Here is a 16,262-nt window from a genome sequence, read left to right as displayed (position 1 = left end):
TCAACATGCTTGAGAAAAAAAAACAAAACCGCCATCCTGCCTAAAAGTTCACTCGACTCGGATCGCGGCCGGCAATCCGGGTTGCGTACAGTTTAATTTAATGAGGCAATTGCCATGTCCCTTGCATCGACTTTGTTGAAACTTGGCCAAAGCAAAGCGGAACCCAGTTTTCTGAGGCACGCCGTGGCTTTGACCGTAATCGGACTGGCACATCCTGCCATTGCTCAGGATCAGGGCGACGCAGCGCCGCCCAAAGTGTCCATCGCCGCGGCCTACACGCAGGAAATCACCGAGGAAGCCGCGTTCATCGGACGGGCCGAGGCGCTGAATAAAGCCGATATCGTTGCACGCGTTAGCGGGTTTCTGGAATCTCAGAACGTGGAAGATGGGGCTCTGGTGAAACAGGGCGATCTGTTGTTCACCATTGAACCCGATCTGTATCAGGCGACACTAGACGCCCGTAACGCCGATCTCGACCGGGCCGAAGCCAATCTGGAGCTTGCCAAGGTCGAGCTGACAAGAAAGCAAGAGCTATATGAGCGGGATGCCACGCCGGAATCGGAACGCGACATTGCGCGGGCCAATGAGTTGGTTGCCGAAGCTGAGGTCAAAGCCTCGAAAGCTGCTATTCAACAGGCCCAACTGGACCTGAGCTATACTGAAATCCACGCACCCTTTGACGGTCGAATTGGCCGCGTCGGAATAAGCGTTGGGGATGTGGTTGGTCCGACCAATCCACCCTTGGTCAATATCGTCAGCGAAGCGCCGATTTACGTGAATTTTTCGGTAAACGAAAAGCAATTTACCTCGGTTTTGGAAACTGTTGGCGAAAATCCTGCGTCCCTTGCAGAAAGCGACAAAAGCCCGAATGTTCACATCGACCTTCCGAATGGAACGAAACTGGATGAGACTGGCAAGATCGTGTTCGTCGACAACCGGATCGACCCATTGACCGGCGCGATTTCGATGCGGGCCGAGTTTGCGAATGCCAAACGGCTGATCGTCGATGGGGCATTTTTGAACGTCAGGATCGAAGCCCTGCAACCCACGCTCGAAGTGCTGATCCCGCAAGCCGCGCTGCAACGTGATCAACGGGGTGAGTTCGTTCTGGTCGTCAACGATCAGCAAATGGTCGAACAGCGCTATATCACGACTGGCAACAACGAAGGCACCGCCGTGATCGTCAAGGACGGGTTGCGTGAAGGAGAAAGCGTCATCGTCGAGGGCCTGCAACGGGTCCGCCCCGGCGTCGCGGTCGACGCTGTCGTGGCGTCTGAGCAGCCGGGAGAATAACCCATGTTCTCAGCCCTGTTCATCAGCCGGCCAAAGCTGGCCCTTGTTATTTCGCTTGTCCTCACAATTATGGGCGCCATTGGCTATATGGTCCTGCCGGTCGCCCAGTTCCCCGACATCACGCCCCCAGTGGTCAGTGTGACGACAACCTACACCGGGGCCAATGCCGAGACTGTTGAAAATACCGTAGCCGCCCCGATCGAGGCGCAGGTAAACGGCGTGGACGACATGATTTACATGACGTCGACCTCCTCGGACAACGGAAGCTATTCGCTGAATATTACCTTCGAAGTCGGAACCGACCCGGATATCGCCTCCGTGAACGTGCAAAACCGCGTTGCGCAGGCCATGTCGTCGCTGCCGGCCGAGGTGACATCATCGGGGGTGGTTACGCAAAAAGCGTCGACGAACATGCTGTTGCTGGTCACGCTGACTTCGCCCGAAGGTACATATGACAGCGTGTTCCTGTCGAACTATGCCTCTATCAATCTGAAAGACGCGCTGGCACGGGTTCAGGGGGTTGGTAAGGCCGATGTTCTGACCAATCTGGAATACGCTATGCGGATCTGGATGGACCCGGATCAGATGGCTGCGCTGTCTATCACACCCGGCGATGTGATCAGCGCCATCCGCGAACAAAACGTCGAGGTGTCTGCGGGTTCGATCGGCGCCCCGCCGGTACCGAAGGGACAGACATTCCAATATACGATCAAAACCAAGGGTCGACTAACATCGGCGGAAGAGTTTGGTGACATTGTCATTCGGACCGGGGAAGCGGGCTCGATCGTCCGCGTCAAAGATATCGCTCGGGTCGAGTTGGGGGCTGAATACTACGCCGCCTCAGGTTATTTCCAAAGCGTCCCCGCGACCGTTATCGGCATTTATCAGGCCCCCGGCGCGAACGCACTTGCCGTATCCGAGCGGGTTGAGGCGGAACTGCAGCGCCTGTCCCGCTCGTTCCCGACGGATGTGGAATATCAGGTTCCGTTCAACACCACCGACTTTGTAGAGCAATCTCTGAAGGACGTTGTCTCAACCTTGATCCTGACCTTCATTCTGGTGATCTCGGTCGTGTTCGTGTTTCTGGGCAGTTGGCGCGCAACTATTATTCCTGCCGTTGCGATCCCTGTCTCGCTGATCGGGACCTTCGCGTTTCTGCTGGCCTTTGGAATGTCGCTAAATACGATCTCATTGTTCGCCTTGGTGCTTGCGATCGGGATTGTGGTCGACGACGCCATTGTTGTCGTGGAAAACGTAGAACGCATTATCGCGGATGAGGGGTTGCCCCCGGCAGAAGCGACCCGCAAGGCCATGGGGCAAATCACCGGGCCGGTGATTGCAACCACGCTGGTTCTGCTGGCGGTGTTTGTACCTGTGACCTTCATGCCCGGAATTTCAGGGCGGCTGTACTCTCAGTTCGCCGTGACGATTTCGACGGCTGTGGTCATCTCATCGATCAACGCCCTTACGTTGTCGCCGGCTTTGTGCGGACTTGTTCTGCGCGCCCGCTCTGGCCCGCCCAAGGGGTTGCTGGCCCTGTTCGAAAAGTTCATTGGCACGGTTCGGTCCGGCTATGTCGCGATCGTGCGCAAGCTGCTGATCCTGCCGGTCATCGCCTTGGGGATCGTTGTTGCCCTTGCGATGGGAACAGGAACAATCATGTCAAAAACTTCGAGCGGCTTTATCCCGCTTGAAGACAACGGCTACCTGTTCGTTGACATCCAGTTGCCCGACGCCGCAACGCTTGAACGCACCGAGGCGGTCTCGAGCCGCGTGGACGACCAAATTCGCCAAATCCCGGGCGTCGCAAGCACGGTTCTGATCAATGGCTTCTCGCTGCTGAATGGAACGATTACCAACGGTGCCGCAATCTTTGTGAACCTGGACAACTGGGATGAGCGTCAGGAAGACGACCTGAGCGCCAATGCGATTTTGGGCAAGGTACTTGCCATCGCAAATGGCGAATCCGCAGCCTCGATCGTGGCCTTCAACCCACCGCCTATTCAAGGTTTGGGCATGTCGGCGGGCGTCGAGATGGAAGTCCAGCAAACCGGCGGCGGCTCACCTCAGGATCTGGCATCTGCCGTGGGCTCTTTTGTGTACTCAGCCAACCAACGGCCCGAGATCGCACAGGCCTACACCACCTTCCGGGCAAACGTGCCTCAATTGTTTGTTGATCTGGACCGTGAGAAAGCCAAGACGCTGCAAGTGTCGGTGGCCGAAGTCTTCCAGACCATGCAGGCGCAATTGGGGTCGTATTACGTGAATGACTTCAACCTGTTTGGGCGGGTCTACCGCGTGATGATCCAGGCCGACGGAAGCTATCGCGATAACGTCGAGGATATTTCGAACCTCTATGTGCGCTCCACCAAGGGCGAGATGGTGCCGCTTGGAACACTGGTTGATGTTGAGAACGTGCTTGGGCCGGTTCTGCTGAAACGCCACAACCTGTTCCGGTCTGCGACAGTTACGGCGGTTCCTGCCGCAGGGCTATCAACCGGGGACGCAATCAATACGATGACCGAAGAGTCCGCGACTGCCCTGCCCCCTGGATATGCCTTCGAATGGACCGGCACAGCGCAGCAACAGCTTGCGTCTGGCGGGTTGGTCATCGTGATCTTGGGACTGGCAATTCTGTTTGGGTATCTGTTTCTTGTCGGGCAATACGAAAGCTGGACGCTGCCGGTCTCTATCCTGTTATCCGTGGTGGTTGCTCTGTTCGGGGCCGTTGCTGCGGTGGCTATCGTGGGCAGCGACATCAACCTGTATACGCAGATTGGGATGATCATGCTTGTGGGGCTTGCATCCAAGAACGGTATTCTGATCGTTGAATTCGCGATGGAACAGCGCGCAAACGGTCTGCCGATCAAAGAAGCCGCAGCCGAAGCTGCGTTTCAGCGCTTCCGCGCGGTCATGATGACCGCCCTGTCTTTCCTGCTGGGTGTTGTGCCCCTTTTGGCCGCAAACGGAGCGGGTGCAGCCAGTCAGAAGGCAATCGGTGTCGCGGTGTTTGGCGGGATGCTGGCAGCGACATTGGTCGGGGTGATTGTTGTTCCGGTCCTCTACGCGCTGCTGCAAGGGTTGCGAGAGTGGCTGAAAGGCACCAAGAACGATCCCGGGCCGTCTGAAAAAACAGCCTGAACATTGAAAAAGGGCCCCGCTGAAACAGCGGGGCTTTTTAGAGTGTAGAGGATCATAAAGCTGATCTTTGCCGCTTGTCCAACCATCGCCCGATCTGGTCGATTTGGTCCGTGGTCAGCTTCAACCCAAGCTTATTGCGCCGCCACACAACGTCTTCGGCGGTTCTTGCGTATTCTTTATCGGCCAGCCACTCCAGCTCGCGCTCGGTCAGTGTCGCACCAAACTCTTGGCCTAAGTCACTGGCGCTTTTGGCGTCTGCAAGAATGCCCCGAGCATCGGTGCCATAAGCGCGAACCAGCCGCTCTGCCCACTCCCTTTTCAGGAAGGAATAATCGGCTTCCAACCCGGCAATCAGTTCCTGCACACCGTCAACCGGAAAGTCACCGCCGGGAAGTGCGACGCCAGCCGTCCAAGGGCCCGGCAGGTGCGGAAAATGCTCAGCAACCTTTTCAAGCGCGCTTTCGGCCAAGCGGCGATAGGTGGTGATCTTTCCACCAAACACATTCAATACTGGCGCACCACCCTGCGCATCCACCTTCAACGTATAGTCCCGCGTGGCGGCCGTGGCGCTGCTGGCCCCGTCATCATAAAGCGGGCGCACGCCGGAATAAGTCCAAACGACGTCGTCCCGCGTAACAGGCGTTTTGAAATATTTCGACGCAAAGGCGCACAAATAATCCTGCTCGGCCTCGGTGCATACCGGCGGCTCAGAGGGGTTCGGATGATCCTGATCTGTGGTGCCAATCAGGGTAAATTCACGCTCGTAAGGGATAGCGAAGATGATGCGACCATCTTCGCCCTGAAAGAAATAGCACTTATCATGGTCGAACAATTTGCGGGTCACGATATGGCTGCCGCGAACCAGCCGCACGCCCTCGCGCGAGTTCACACGGATTTTGGTCTGGATGATGTCGCCAACCCATGGACCTCCAGCGTTGATCAGCATCTTCGCCTGTATCATCCGAGTGTCGCCGCTGATTTCGTCGAGGATTGTGACATTCCACAGGTCATCTACCCGTTCGGCCGACATCACTTTGGTCCGAACCAAAATCTGCGCACCGCGGGCCTCGGCATCGCGGGCGTTCAGGACGACCAACCGCGAGTCTTCGATCCAACAATCCGAATACTCGTAAGCCGTTTCAAATCTGTCCTGAAGAGGGCCGCCTTCTGCCGCTGTCCGAAGATTCAACGAGGTCGTGCCCGGAAGAATTTTCCGCCCGCCAAGGTGGTCATACATGAACAGGCCCAAGCGGATCAGCCACGCCGGTCGCCTTCCGCGCATCCACGGCATGACAGTACTTAGCAAGCGTGACGTCGGCGTATCCGATTCAAACCGCATATCCTCGTGATAGGGCAGCACAAATCGCATCGGCCAGCTAATGTGCGGCATGGCTCGCAACAGGGTTTCGCGCTCGACCAATGCTTCGCGGACCAGCCGGAATTCAAAATACTCAAGATACCGCAAGCCGCCATGAAACAGCTTGGTCGAGGCCGAAGATGTAGCCGAAGCCAGATCGTTCATCTCGGCCAACACAACAGACAATCCACGCCCTGCCGCATCCCTGGCGATACCACATCCGTTGATCCCCCCACCGATGATAAAAAGATCGGTAACCTCTTCGCTGCGCCCAGCCATATCCAGTCGATTCCCCTTGCCGGCATATTCGCCGCCATTAACCCGGCAGACGCTCGGCTCGTCAACGTTGATTTTCGTTTTTGTTCGCATTTGACACGCCAAACGCCATAAATAACTGTAAAACAGAATGCAAATCCTACTCCAATCCCTTGCATTTTCACCAAAAGCGAACAAAAACGAATACGCCATACAGTTGGAGATGCCCGTGTCACTTTCATTCCGCCAGTCTGACATCCTGAAAATTGCCAAGCAGGACGGGCGCGTCATGGTTGAGGAACTGGCCGAAACCTTCAATGTCACCGTGCAAACCATTCGCAGAGACCTGTCAGAGCTTGCAGATATGGGAAAGCTGGACCGCGTGCATGGCGGGGCTGTGTTGCGGTCAGGTGTTTCGAACATTGGGTATGAAGACCGCCGTGCGCTGAATGCGGATACAAAGACCCGCATCGCGCAAACCTGCGCAAAAGACATCCCTGATGGCGCATCCCTTTTCATGAACATCGGCACCTCGACCGAAGCGGTTGCGCGCCAATTGCTGAACCATAAGGACCTGATGGTTGTGACGAACAACATGAACGTTGCGAATATCCTTGTCGAAAACACGGATTGCGAGATCGTGGTCGCCGGGGGCGTCCTGCGTAGGTCAGATGGGGGCTTGGTCGGAAACCTGACGATATCGACAATTGAACAGTTCAAATTCGACTATGCGGTGATTGGGTGTTCCGCCCTTGATGCAGAAGGCGATCTGCTGGATTTTGACTTTCAGGAAGTTCGGGTCAGCCAGACAATCATCGCCCAAGCAAGACAGACATTGCTGGTAGCGGACCATTCCAAGTTCCAAAGAACCGCTCCGGCAAGGATAGCTTCACTCGCTGAGGTTGATGTTTTCTATACAGATTTACCGGTGACTGGTGATCTTCAGCACAAGTGTGCGGAATGGCAGACACGGCTGAATATAGGTCAGTAAGGCGCTGCATTCCCGTATTTGGGGCTTATTTTAAAACCCGTTCTTGTCAGGTGCGACTTAGCCTGACACTATCACAACATATCGCAATCGTTGCACGGCAGGGAGGGTCCGGGCCATGATCGCGCTTTTGTTTGCGTTGCTTACTGCCACCATGGGGCTGAATTACTTTCGATTGACCACAGCGGCCAATGTGCTGTTTTTCATCACCCTTGCGATGAGTGTCTACTGGTTCAAGTTCCATGCAACCAGCCAATTGACGATTCAACTATAGGGGGCTGCGATGACACCTGATCTGTCCCGAAACCTGAACGCCCTTGGCACTCTGGCCGTCAGTCTGGTTTTGCTTCTGGCCTACATCTATCAGTTAACCCTCTACGAACTACCCTGCCCCCTTTGCTTGTTGCAACGCGTTGGCTTTGTCGCCGTTGGGGTTGGGCTGGGTTTGAACCTTTTGTACGGCGCGCGGCCCAGACATTATGCGCTGATGCTGATTGCCGCGCTCTTTGGTATCAGCGTTTCGGTCAGGCAAATCCTGCTGCATATCGTGCCGGGTACGGGGCATTATGGCTCACCCGTACTGGGTTACCACTACTACACTTGGGCGGCGATCTGCTTTTTCCTGATCTTGCTGGGAACTGCCATCATGCTGATGTTCGACCGGCAATATACTGACGACACATCCGATCAGCCTCGGTTCGGTGGCAGCACATTGGCGAAGGCTGCATTCTTCATAATGCTGGGCTTGGCCGCCTTGAACGCAATCTCGACCCTGCTGGAATGCGGCCCCGGCATCTGCGCTGACCCGCCGACGGACTACAAACTGATTGACGAACTGGGGACCAACAACTGAGGATGGGTCAACCGTCCCTCAAGGAGGCACGAGCATGGGACTATTGGGGCAGCCGCTGGGCTACTATGACTACCTGACATTTATTGCACTGATATTGCTGCTTGCTGCGGTTATGGGATTGTTCCTGTTCCTGATGGGGCTGCCCGGCCGTATCGCGATCAAGCGAAACCATCCTCATGCCGAGGCGGTCAAGATCATGGGCTGGATGGGGTTCTTGGCGATCGTGCCTTGGGTTCACGCCTTTATCTGGGCCTTCCACGATGGAACAACCGTCGATATTCGCCGTATGCCAGACGATGAACGGGACGCCGTGCGCAAAGAAATCAAGCGGTTGGGCGGAACACTGACCGACGAATACCGCGATCCGCTTGACCCTGACGAGACGCAGAAAAGCTAAGCCAAAGGAACTGAAACACCATGTTTGTCGCCCTCGGCATTACGCTTTTCTACATCATTTTCGTCTGGTTCATTTTCTTCAAAATGCAATGGCTGCGCTTCAACATCGCCTGGGGCATCGTGTCCTTTTGGGTGGGCGCACACCTGCTGCTGATCTTCCTTGTTGCTTTGCGGTTCTTTCAACCGTTTTCCATCGACAGCCATGTTGTCCGCTCGACCATCCAGATCGTCCCCCGCCTGACCGAGCCGACGATCCTGACGGAGGTTTTGGTTGAACCCAACACCGAGGTCAAAAAAGGGGACCCGCTTTATCGTTTCGATGACACCGTATTCTCTTTAGAGGTCAAGGAAGCCAACGCGCAACTGGTTGCCGCGCAGCAAAACGCGAAGATCCTTGAACAGGACGTCATCGTTGCCGCAGAAGCCGTCGAACGCGCGAACGCCAAGCTTGCCTATTCGCTGACGCAACAAACGCGGTACGAAAACCTTGTTCCCGCAGGCGGCGCACGACAGGATGAGTTGGATCGCTGGAACGAACAAGTCACCGAAGACCAGGCGTCGATCAAAGAGGCCGAAGCGAACCTTGAAAAGGCGGAACTTGCTCTGAATTCTCAGATCGACGGGGTGAATACCGGCATCCTGCAAGCGCAGGCACAGTTGGAAAAGGCCGAGTACTTCCTTGAGAACACCACGATATACGCCCCTGAAGACGGGATGATCGTGTCGCAACAGGCGCGCCCCGGTCTTGTTGTCGGGGATATTCGTTTAGGTGCGATCGCCAGCTTTGTGACCAAGGATAACCCCTATCTTCTTGCGACTTATCGTCAGCAGAACCTCAAATTTGTTGAGCCCGGTCAAGAGGTCGAGGTCGCGTTGGATCTGTATCCGGGCGAAATCCTTACCGGCAAGGTCGAGGCGATCTGGTGGGCCACACGCCAAGGTCAATACCTGCCATCCGGCCGCCTGCCGGGTTTTGAACTGCCCAAATTGCCGGGTCGCATTGCGGTGCAGATCACGGTCGATCTTCCCGACGGCCACACTTTGCCTGCCGGTGGGCACGCAGCCGTGGCGATCTACACAGGCCAGGGCAAAAGCTTTGAGTTCCTGCGACGCATCAATATCCGGCTTTATTCCTTCGCCAACTTCATCCGACCACTGGACATCTGAGGACGCACGCCATGAACCGGGCCAACTTCCGCAGCAGGATCATCGGTACAGCTCTAAGCGCAGCTTTGCTTGTGGCGTGCACACCAGTTGGCCCCGATTTCGTGCGGCCGAACTCTCCGGTCGTGAAGGAATGGATCGAGGTGAACAGCCCCAGCACAGGGCCCAGTGGCTTGACCTCGCGCAGCGCCCCCGTGGTCCGCTGGTGGGAGACATTCAACGACCCCACCTTGAACAAGCTGATCGCAGAAGCCTATGCCCAGAACCTTGACCTGCAAGTGGCAGGTGCCCGCGTTTTGCAGGCCCGCGCGCAGTTGGGTATCGCGTTTGGCGAGCTTTATCCGCAATCACAGGCTATCGGCGGCTCTATCGAACGGCGCCAAATCAGCGAAAATCTCGGGCCGATTTCGGACATCAACCGGATCATCCCTTTGGATACCGAATTTTCGACCTCGCAAGTCGGCTTTGATGCACAATGGGAGCTGGATGTCTGGGGCGCGCAACGGCGGGGTGTGCAGGCAGCACGATCTAACCTTGCGCTTCAGGTCGCCAACTATGACGACGCCTTAGTTACTTTGACAGGCGATGTCGCCGCGCTTTACGTCAACATCCGAGCGTTGCAAGAGTCGCTCTCTGTCGCACGTGAGAACATTCAGTTGCAGCAGGAAAGCGCGAACCTGACCGAACTCCGGTTCAAGAACGGCGTCACGACTGAGCTGGATGTTCAGGAGTCTCAAGCGCTGCTGAATAACACCATGGCTCTGGTCCCCGCAATCGAAAGCGACTTGCAGCAAACAAAGAACGCGCTGGCGGTGCTGCTGGGTGCGACCCCGTCACGAATGTCCGGCCTGTTGGGAAGTTCTGGCCGCATTCCATCCGCTCGTTCCAATGTATCTGTTGGCGTTCCGGCAGAGCTTTTGCGGCGCCGCCCGGACGTGCGTGCGGCTGAATTGGCCGCAGCTACGCAATCGGCGCAAGTTGGGATTGCTCTCGCGGACCTTTACCCACAGTTTATCCTGTCGGGTTCTATCGGAATGCAGGCTTCGGGCGGCCGCGATTTGTTTTCGGCGGCCAGCACGACCGGGCTTGCCAATGCCGGGGTGGTCTGGAACGTCCTGAACTATGGCCGGATCAAGAACAACGTCCGCGCGCAGGACGCAGCCTATCAAGCCCTTATCGCAAACTATCAGAACACTGTCCTGACGGCCTATTCCGAAGTTGAAAGCGCGATGGTCGCCTATACTCAGTCCCGCAAGCAGGTTGGCTTTTATGAAAACAGCGTCGCTGCCTCACGCAAGGCGGCTGAGATTGCGGTGGATCAGTACCGCGATGGGGCTGCCAGCTATTCCCGCATTCTGAACACGCAAACCGCGCTGTTGCAGTCGCAGGCGAATTTGATCGAAGCCAGACAGCAGGTCTCCAGCAATCTGGTCGCAGTCTACAAGGGGCTGGGCGGAGGTTGGCAAATTCGTCAGAATCAGGAATTCCTGCCCGAGACCGTGTTGGCAGAAATGGCATACCGCACGGATTGGGGCGACCTGCTACAGGAAGCGCCCACCGGGGTCAGCTTGAATTGATCGCTATTTCGTCAGGCCCCTCAACCCGCCTGAGATAAGGATGTTCACCTCATACAATATTCGGGGGGCCGCCAGACCGCCGGGGCTGGCCAGATAGTTCGGGCTCCAGTCCGGATCGAACTTCTGCTTGAAGGATCGAAGCCCCTCAAAGTGATAAAACTGTTCACCATGTTCGTAAACGAACCCGCCAATGCGATTCCAGATCGATGCAAGCTGACGGTTTTCGATCCCTGAAAATGGCGCGGCACCCAGCGAAAACCATTGGAACCCCTGCTCTGCCCCCCACGACATCATCTCGGCAAACAGGGCGTCCATGACAAAGCTGGGACTGTCGGGTTCATACCGCATCAGGTCCAGTGACAGTTCAGATTTGTGACCACCCTGAAACAGATTGGCAAACGCAATGATTTCGCCTGTCGCCCCGTTACGCAGAACCGCATGGTCAAAATATGAAAGGTATTCGTCGTCAAACCAACCGAGGGCGAACCCCTTTTCTTCACCTGCTTTTTGCGCGAGCCAATCATCGGAAATCTTCCGCAACTCGGGCAGAACCGGTGCAAGCTGCTCTTTAGGGATGATTTCGAACACATACCCCTCCCGCTCGGCCCGGTTTTTGGCCTGACGGAAGCGTTTGCGCGACTTTCCGTCCAAGGAAAAGTCATTCAGCGGCACACGCGCGACCTCACCGATTTTCAGAATCGACAGACCCAGATCAAGAAAGGTCGGCAGGTATTTGGTCGAAACACTGTAGAACGCACAAAGCTTGCCCTCACGATCCGCCATTTCACGAAGTTGCCAGATCAGTTGCTGGCCGGCGGTCTCATCACCGACAGGCTCGCCCTTGCTGATCAGGGCATTGCCGGTATCGGCGTAGGCCAGAAAAGCGTTTTCCTCGGGCGACATCAAAAACTGCTTGTCGCCAGTCAATGAGATTTGCGCCTCGGTATCTTCGCTTTCCATCGCCAGACGTTCGACCGCTTTGGGGATCTCGGTGCGAACTGGTGGTGGAATCTCCCTTCCAAACAGCGTGTTCACGGCAACCACGCCCAAAATAACCGCCACAATCAGGCTGGAGCGCAGGAAACGCGAGGCGTCACCGTTCCACGCGAACTCCCACCATAGGGAATTTTGATATTCCACGTGGGAATAGGCGAACAAACCGATCCAGAAAATGACCGCCAGCAGGGCAATCACACTGACAAGCCAAGGTATATTCAACCTGAAAATCGACGCACCGCTGACGCGATAGAACGCGCCCCGGAACATGGCAAGCAAGCCGATTGTACCCAGCATACTAATTGCTTCATGCGTATCCAGGCCCTTAGTCAGTGACGCAAAAAAGCCGACAACCATCAGCAGCATAGCCACGATCCAAGCACGATAGAGTTTTCGGAACAGCCCGCGCGAGACAAGGATCAACAGAACGCCAACCGCGCTTCCTGCAAGGTGCGACGCCTCGACAAAAGATAAAGGCAGGAAATCCCGCAGGACCCCAAGGTTTTGGCTGCTGGTCGGAAGCGCCCCAGAGACAAGCAGGATCACCCCGGCAACGGCTGACACACCCGCAGCGACCATCGGCACGATGGGGCGTAGGACGCGGTAAACCCACGTGGCGGCTCCGCCAATTCTGCGACGATGCGTCAAGGCAGACGCGACCGCGATTGAAAGGCTAGCGATAGCGAATGGCAGGAACGTATAAACCAACCGGTACAGCAACAAGGCAGCAATGACGTCCGAGCGGCCCGAGGCCCCCAGCCCTGCGATCAGCGTTGCCTCAAACGCGCCAATCCCGCCCGGAGCGTGGCTTAGAATACCGACCGCGATGGCGCCAATGTACACAGCAAAAAAGAACGGAAAACCGATGCCCAGATCATCTGGCATCAGGACATATAGCGTCATGGACGCTCCGAACAGGTCACCAATGGCTGCGAGGGTCAGCAATCCGGCCAGTTTCCCACCGGGTAGATTGAACCCCAGCCCCCCATAAGCCAGCCTGCGGCCGCCTTTTGCCAGCCAGATCAACAACGTCGCAAGGCCGATAAGAAGACCGATACCTATGACAGTTTCGACGGTTTCGTTGATCGGCAGTATCTTGGAAATTCCGTCAGGATGAAGGGTCAACAGGCAGCCCAGCAACAAGACCATACCTGACCAGAACGCTATCCACGATGTAGCGATAACACCCGCGACCCGCCCAAGGTCCAGTCCAAGTGAGGCATAAATGCGGTACCTGATCGCCGTTCCCGTGATGTAGGAAAAGCCCAAACAGTTCGACACGGCATAGCCACACGCCCCCGCCATCCCCGCGACGGGCAAGGGAACTTCACCATCCGCCACGCTTTGAACTGCAAAAACGTCGTACATGGACAGGGAAACAAAGCTGAATGCCGTCCAGCAGACGGCAAAGAACATCAGCTTCCAAGACGTATTTGCCACGTCTGTCTGAACGTCTGACCATTTCACATGCGACGACAACTCATGCAAAACGACCAGCGCGATCAATGTGACCAACACCGGAATTGCGATACGGACCAGAGGTCGCTCAAGAAAACCTGTCGCACGTTCGGCCCAGCGAACCGCCCACAGTTCTTCGCCTGTGTCCTGCGTCGTCATAATGTTCCCCTGCTCTCAGGCCCGATTATGGTCACTCGTGCGTATCACTACGCCGGGAAACTGTTGCACAATTTCATTGAACGTCAAAGCACTACGGGCGTCAGACGCGCCCCTTGCGGGTCGAGAGCAGCAGATTGGTCTCAGAACGGGTGATCCCTTCCATCCGCCGAATTTGAAAGAGGATCTCATCCAATTCGGCCAAGGTTTCGGTCCCGATTTCCGCAATCAGATCCCAGCTTCCATTGGTCGAATGCACGGCTCGAACCTGCGGCAAAGCCGCGATCCGCGACATGGTCCGTTCGGTGCCACGGCCTTCGATCTCAAGCGTCATCAAGCCGCGAACCGGGCTTTGCGCCACATCTTGCCGGGTCAGCACGGTAAACCCTACGATTTCGCCCGACTGCTTGAGGCGCTGCAAGCGGTTGCGCACTGTCGCGCGCGTTACTCCCAGCGTTTCGGCAAGCTCTGACAACGACGCGCGGGCATCGCGGTGCAAAGCACTGAGCAATCGACCATCCAAATCGTCCATAACTACTTCTCACTTTGTATTGACAGATATCTTTTTGAACACTTTGCAGTCTATTCGCAACCCGCAACGAGTGGTTAGATAGTAATATGGATACAGGAAACGTAATATTGGTCGGCGCTCCGATGGATGCGGGTAAACGCCGGCAAGGTTGTCGAATGGGTCCTGACGCTTATCGAGTGGCAGGATTGGAGCAGGCTCTGGCAAACTTGGGACATACGGTTCAGGACGTCGGTGACATTCGTGCAGACGACACTGACATACCGCCGCATGATCACCTGTTTGCCCTGCCGGAATGCGTGGGCTGGACGCACGCGCTAAGTCGCGTCGCCCAAGAAACCGCGGCAAAGGGACTGCCTATCTTTATGGGCGGCGACCACGCTTTGTCGATGGGCACGGTCAAAGGCATGTCTGAATATGCCAACGGAATTGACCGGCCCCTGTTTGTGCTCTGGTTGGATGCGCATAGCGACTTCCACACGCCCGGCAGCACCGACAGCGGAAACCTGCACGGCACACCTGTCGCCTATTTCACCGGGCAGCCGGGTTTTGATGGCTTTCCGGCGGTAACGATCCCAGTTCCAACCGATCGCGTTGGCATGATCGGTCTGCGTTCTGTTGACCCAGCCGAGCGGCAAAGGCTTGAACAAGACAACGCGATGCTGGCCGACATGCGCAGCATCGACGAGCATGGAATCAAAGCCCCTCTGATGGCATTCCTTGACAGGGTACGGGCAGCAAACGGAATCCTGCATGTTTCGCTCGATGTGGATTTCCTCGACCCCTCGATCGCACCAGCCGTCGGCACGACCGTTCCCGGCGGCGCAACCGAACGCGAAGCGCATCTGGTTATGGAGCTTCTACACGAAAGCGGGCTTGTGTGCTCATTGGACCTGGTTGAGCTGAACCCCTTTCTGGATGAACGCGGTAGAACCGCAAAACTGATGGTCGATCTGGCCGCCTCTTTGCTGGGGCGTCGAATCTTTGACCGCCCGACCCGGAGTTTTTGATGACACAACCTTCTGACAAGGCACTGGTGCCATTTGTTTCTGTCGACAACATGATGCGATTGGTACACCACATCGGCGTCGAGCGCATGATCACGCAGATCGCGACCCAGATTGAAGCCGACTTCAAGCGGTGGGAAAGTTTCGACAAAACACCGCGCATACCTGCACACTCACCGCATGGCGTTATCGAGCTAATGCCAACGTCAGACGGTGAAGCCTACGGATTCAAATACGTCAACGGTCATCCCAAAAACACGTCAGAAGGGCTGCAAACCGTCACGGCCTTTGGTCTGCTGGCCGACGTGTATACCGGCTATCCCACATTGCTGACCGAGATGACCCTTTTGACGGCATTGCGAACCGCAGCGACCTCTGCGCTTGTGGGCAGCTATCTGGCTCCGAAATCGGCCACATCGATGGCTATGATCGGCAATGGCGCGCAGTCAGAGTTCCAATGCCTGGCCTTCAAGGCAATGTGCGGAATTGATACGGTGCGCTTGTATGACACCGATCCAAATGCAACTCAGAAATGCGCCTCGAACCTCGAGGCATCTGGCCTGACGGTCGTTTGCTGCAAAACGCCTGAAGACGCCATTGAGGGTGCTCAGATCATCACCACCTGCACCGCCGACAAGAAATACGCAACAATTCTGACCGATAACATGGTCGGGCCCGGCGTTCACATCAATGCCATCGGCGGCGACTGCCCCGGCAAAACCGAGTTGCACCGGGATATCCTGCTAAGGTCAGAGATTTTCGTCGAATATCCTGAACAAACCCGCATTGAAGGTGAAATTCAGGCGCTTGATCAGGATCACCCCGTTACCGAAATGTGGCAGGTAATAACAGGGCAAGCGCCGGGTCGGCGCGACGACCGGCAAATCACACTGTTCGACAGCGTCGGTTTTGCAATCGAGGATTTCTCGGCCCTACGCTACATCAAAACCGCAATCGACGGGACGAATTTCTACGAGCCGCTCGATATGCTGGCTGACCCTGACGATCCGCGCGACCTTTACGGAATGCTTATGCGAGCAGGTTGATTTGGGGGCTCTGCCCCCGCCACCCTGCGGGCGTCTCCCCCGGGAT

Annotated in this window: 13 protein-coding genes; 10 read left to right on the top strand and 3 right to left on the bottom strand. The window is 56.3% G+C overall.

Annotated features, from left to right (window positions below):
- The first annotated feature begins 114 nt into the window (after positions 1-114).
- The gene (locus GOV87_RS02025) at positions 115-1,293 is read left to right on the top strand and encodes an efflux RND transporter periplasmic adaptor subunit (protein WP_171123002.1); all 1,179 of its coding nucleotides are present in this window, start codon (positions 115-117) and stop codon (positions 1,291-1,293) included.
- A gap of 3 nt (positions 1,294-1,296) precedes the next feature.
- The gene (locus GOV87_RS02020; protein ID WP_171121181.1) at positions 1,297-4,434 is read left to right on the top strand and encodes an efflux RND transporter permease subunit; all 3,138 of its coding nucleotides are present in this window, start codon (positions 1,297-1,299) and stop codon (positions 4,432-4,434) included.
- 52 nt (positions 4,435-4,486) lie between these two features.
- Here the strand turns inward: GOV87_RS02020 and glpD are convergent, their stop codons facing one another.
- Complete coding sequence (glpD, locus tag GOV87_RS02015) at positions 4,487-6,070, bottom strand: glycerol-3-phosphate dehydrogenase (RefSeq protein ID WP_171210726.1); 1,584 nt, start codon at positions 6,068-6,070, stop codon at positions 4,487-4,489.
- A gap of 205 nt (positions 6,071-6,275) precedes the next feature.
- On the opposite strand from glpD, the gene GOV87_RS02010 reads away from it, so the two are divergent.
- From GOV87_RS02010 to GOV87_RS01985, 6 genes are all read left to right on the top strand, one after another.
- Complete coding sequence (locus GOV87_RS02010; protein ID WP_171121179.1) at positions 6,276-7,037, top strand: DeoR/GlpR family DNA-binding transcription regulator; 762 nt, start codon at positions 6,276-6,278, stop codon at positions 7,035-7,037.
- A 115-nt stretch (positions 7,038-7,152) separates the two neighbouring features.
- Positions 7,153-7,308, top strand: coding sequence for a DUF5993 family protein (locus GOV87_RS02005; protein ID WP_171121178.1), 156 nt, complete (start codon positions 7,153-7,155; stop codon positions 7,306-7,308).
- A gap of 9 nt (positions 7,309-7,317) precedes the next feature.
- The gene (locus tag GOV87_RS02000; RefSeq protein WP_171210644.1) at positions 7,318-7,887 is read left to right on the top strand and encodes a disulfide bond formation protein B; all 570 of its coding nucleotides are present in this window, start codon (positions 7,318-7,320) and stop codon (positions 7,885-7,887) included.
- Positions 7,888-7,921: 34 nt separating this feature from the next.
- Complete coding sequence (locus tag GOV87_RS01995) at positions 7,922-8,284, top strand: DUF3302 domain-containing protein (protein WP_171210643.1); 363 nt, start codon at positions 7,922-7,924, stop codon at positions 8,282-8,284.
- Between the two features lie 20 nt (positions 8,285-8,304).
- A complete protein-coding gene (locus tag GOV87_RS01990; protein ID WP_171210642.1) occupies positions 8,305-9,450 on the top strand; it encodes an HlyD family secretion protein in 1,146 nt (381 codons plus the stop codon).
- 11 nt (positions 9,451-9,461) lie between these two features.
- Positions 9,462-11,024 carry an efflux transporter outer membrane subunit gene (locus GOV87_RS01985; RefSeq protein WP_171210641.1) on the top strand — a complete coding sequence of 521 codons (1,563 nt, stop codon included), beginning with the start codon at positions 9,462-9,464 and terminating at the stop codon, positions 11,022-11,024.
- Between the two features lie 3 nt (positions 11,025-11,027).
- On the opposite strand, the gene mprF is transcribed toward GOV87_RS01985, so the two are convergent.
- Together mprF and GOV87_RS01975 are read right to left on the bottom strand one after the other, a co-directional pair.
- Positions 11,028-13,637 (bottom strand): bifunctional lysylphosphatidylglycerol flippase/synthetase MprF, encoded by a 2,610-nt coding sequence (mprF, locus tag GOV87_RS01980; protein ID WP_171210640.1) that lies wholly within the window; start codon positions 13,635-13,637, stop codon positions 11,028-11,030.
- Between the two features lie 100 nt (positions 13,638-13,737).
- Positions 13,738-14,166, bottom strand: coding sequence for an Lrp/AsnC family transcriptional regulator (locus GOV87_RS01975; RefSeq protein WP_171121173.1), 429 nt, complete (start codon positions 14,164-14,166; stop codon positions 13,738-13,740).
- A gap of 86 nt (positions 14,167-14,252) precedes the next feature.
- Here GOV87_RS01975 and rocF point away from each other — a divergent pair, with 86 nt between their 5' ends.
- Together rocF and GOV87_RS01965 are read left to right on the top strand one after the other, a co-directional pair.
- Positions 14,253-15,173, top strand: a complete 921-nt coding sequence (gene rocF / locus GOV87_RS01970) for an arginase (protein WP_171210639.1) — start codon at positions 14,253-14,255, stop codon at positions 15,171-15,173.
- A complete protein-coding gene (locus GOV87_RS01965) occupies positions 15,173-16,216 on the top strand; it encodes an ornithine cyclodeaminase (RefSeq protein ID WP_171210638.1) in 1,044 nt (347 codons plus the stop codon). Before rocF ends, GOV87_RS01965 begins: the two co-directional genes overlap by 1 nt.
- Positions 16,217-16,262 lie beyond the last annotated feature (46 nt).

The sequence above is a fragment of the Ruegeria sp. HKCCA5426 genome (assembly GCF_013034585.1).
Taxonomy (GTDB): domain Bacteria; phylum Pseudomonadota; class Alphaproteobacteria; order Rhodobacterales; family Rhodobacteraceae; genus Ruegeria.
The sequence above is the reverse complement of the archived record's forward strand: the minus strand, read 5'-3'. Positions and strand labels throughout refer to the sequence as shown.

What these genes read in the sequence shown, in the direction of transcription:
- rocF (WP_171210639.1), top strand. Translation starts at nt 14,253, where the DNA reads ATGGATACAGGAAACGTAATATTGGTCGGCGCTCCGATGGATGCGGGT.
- GOV87_RS01990 (WP_171210642.1), top strand. Translation starts at nt 8,305, where the DNA reads ATGTTTGTCGCCCTCGGCATTACGCTTTTCTACATCATTTTCGTCTGG.
- glpD (WP_171210726.1), bottom strand. Translation starts at nt 6,070, where the DNA reads ATGGCTGGGCGCAGCGAAGAGGTTACCGATCTTTTTATCATCGGTGGG.
- GOV87_RS01995 (WP_171210643.1), top strand. Translation starts at nt 7,922, where the DNA reads ATGGGACTATTGGGGCAGCCGCTGGGCTACTATGACTACCTGACATTT.
- GOV87_RS02000 (WP_171210644.1), top strand. Translation starts at nt 7,318, where the DNA reads ATGACACCTGATCTGTCCCGAAACCTGAACGCCCTTGGCACTCTGGCC.
- GOV87_RS01975 (WP_171121173.1), bottom strand. Translation starts at nt 14,166, where the DNA reads ATGGACGATTTGGATGGTCGATTGCTCAGTGCTTTGCACCGCGATGCC.
- GOV87_RS02005 (WP_171121178.1), top strand. Translation starts at nt 7,153, where the DNA reads ATGATCGCGCTTTTGTTTGCGTTGCTTACTGCCACCATGGGGCTGAAT.
- GOV87_RS02025 (WP_171123002.1), top strand. Translation starts at nt 115, where the DNA reads ATGTCCCTTGCATCGACTTTGTTGAAACTTGGCCAAAGCAAAGCGGAA.
- mprF (WP_171210640.1), bottom strand. Translation starts at nt 13,637, where the DNA reads ATGACGACGCAGGACACAGGCGAAGAACTGTGGGCGGTTCGCTGGGCC.
- GOV87_RS01985 (WP_171210641.1), top strand. Translation starts at nt 9,462, where the DNA reads ATGAACCGGGCCAACTTCCGCAGCAGGATCATCGGTACAGCTCTAAGC.
- GOV87_RS02020 (WP_171121181.1), top strand. Translation starts at nt 1,297, where the DNA reads ATGTTCTCAGCCCTGTTCATCAGCCGGCCAAAGCTGGCCCTTGTTATT.
- GOV87_RS01965 (WP_171210638.1), top strand. Translation starts at nt 15,173, where the DNA reads ATGACACAACCTTCTGACAAGGCACTGGTGCCATTTGTTTCTGTCGAC.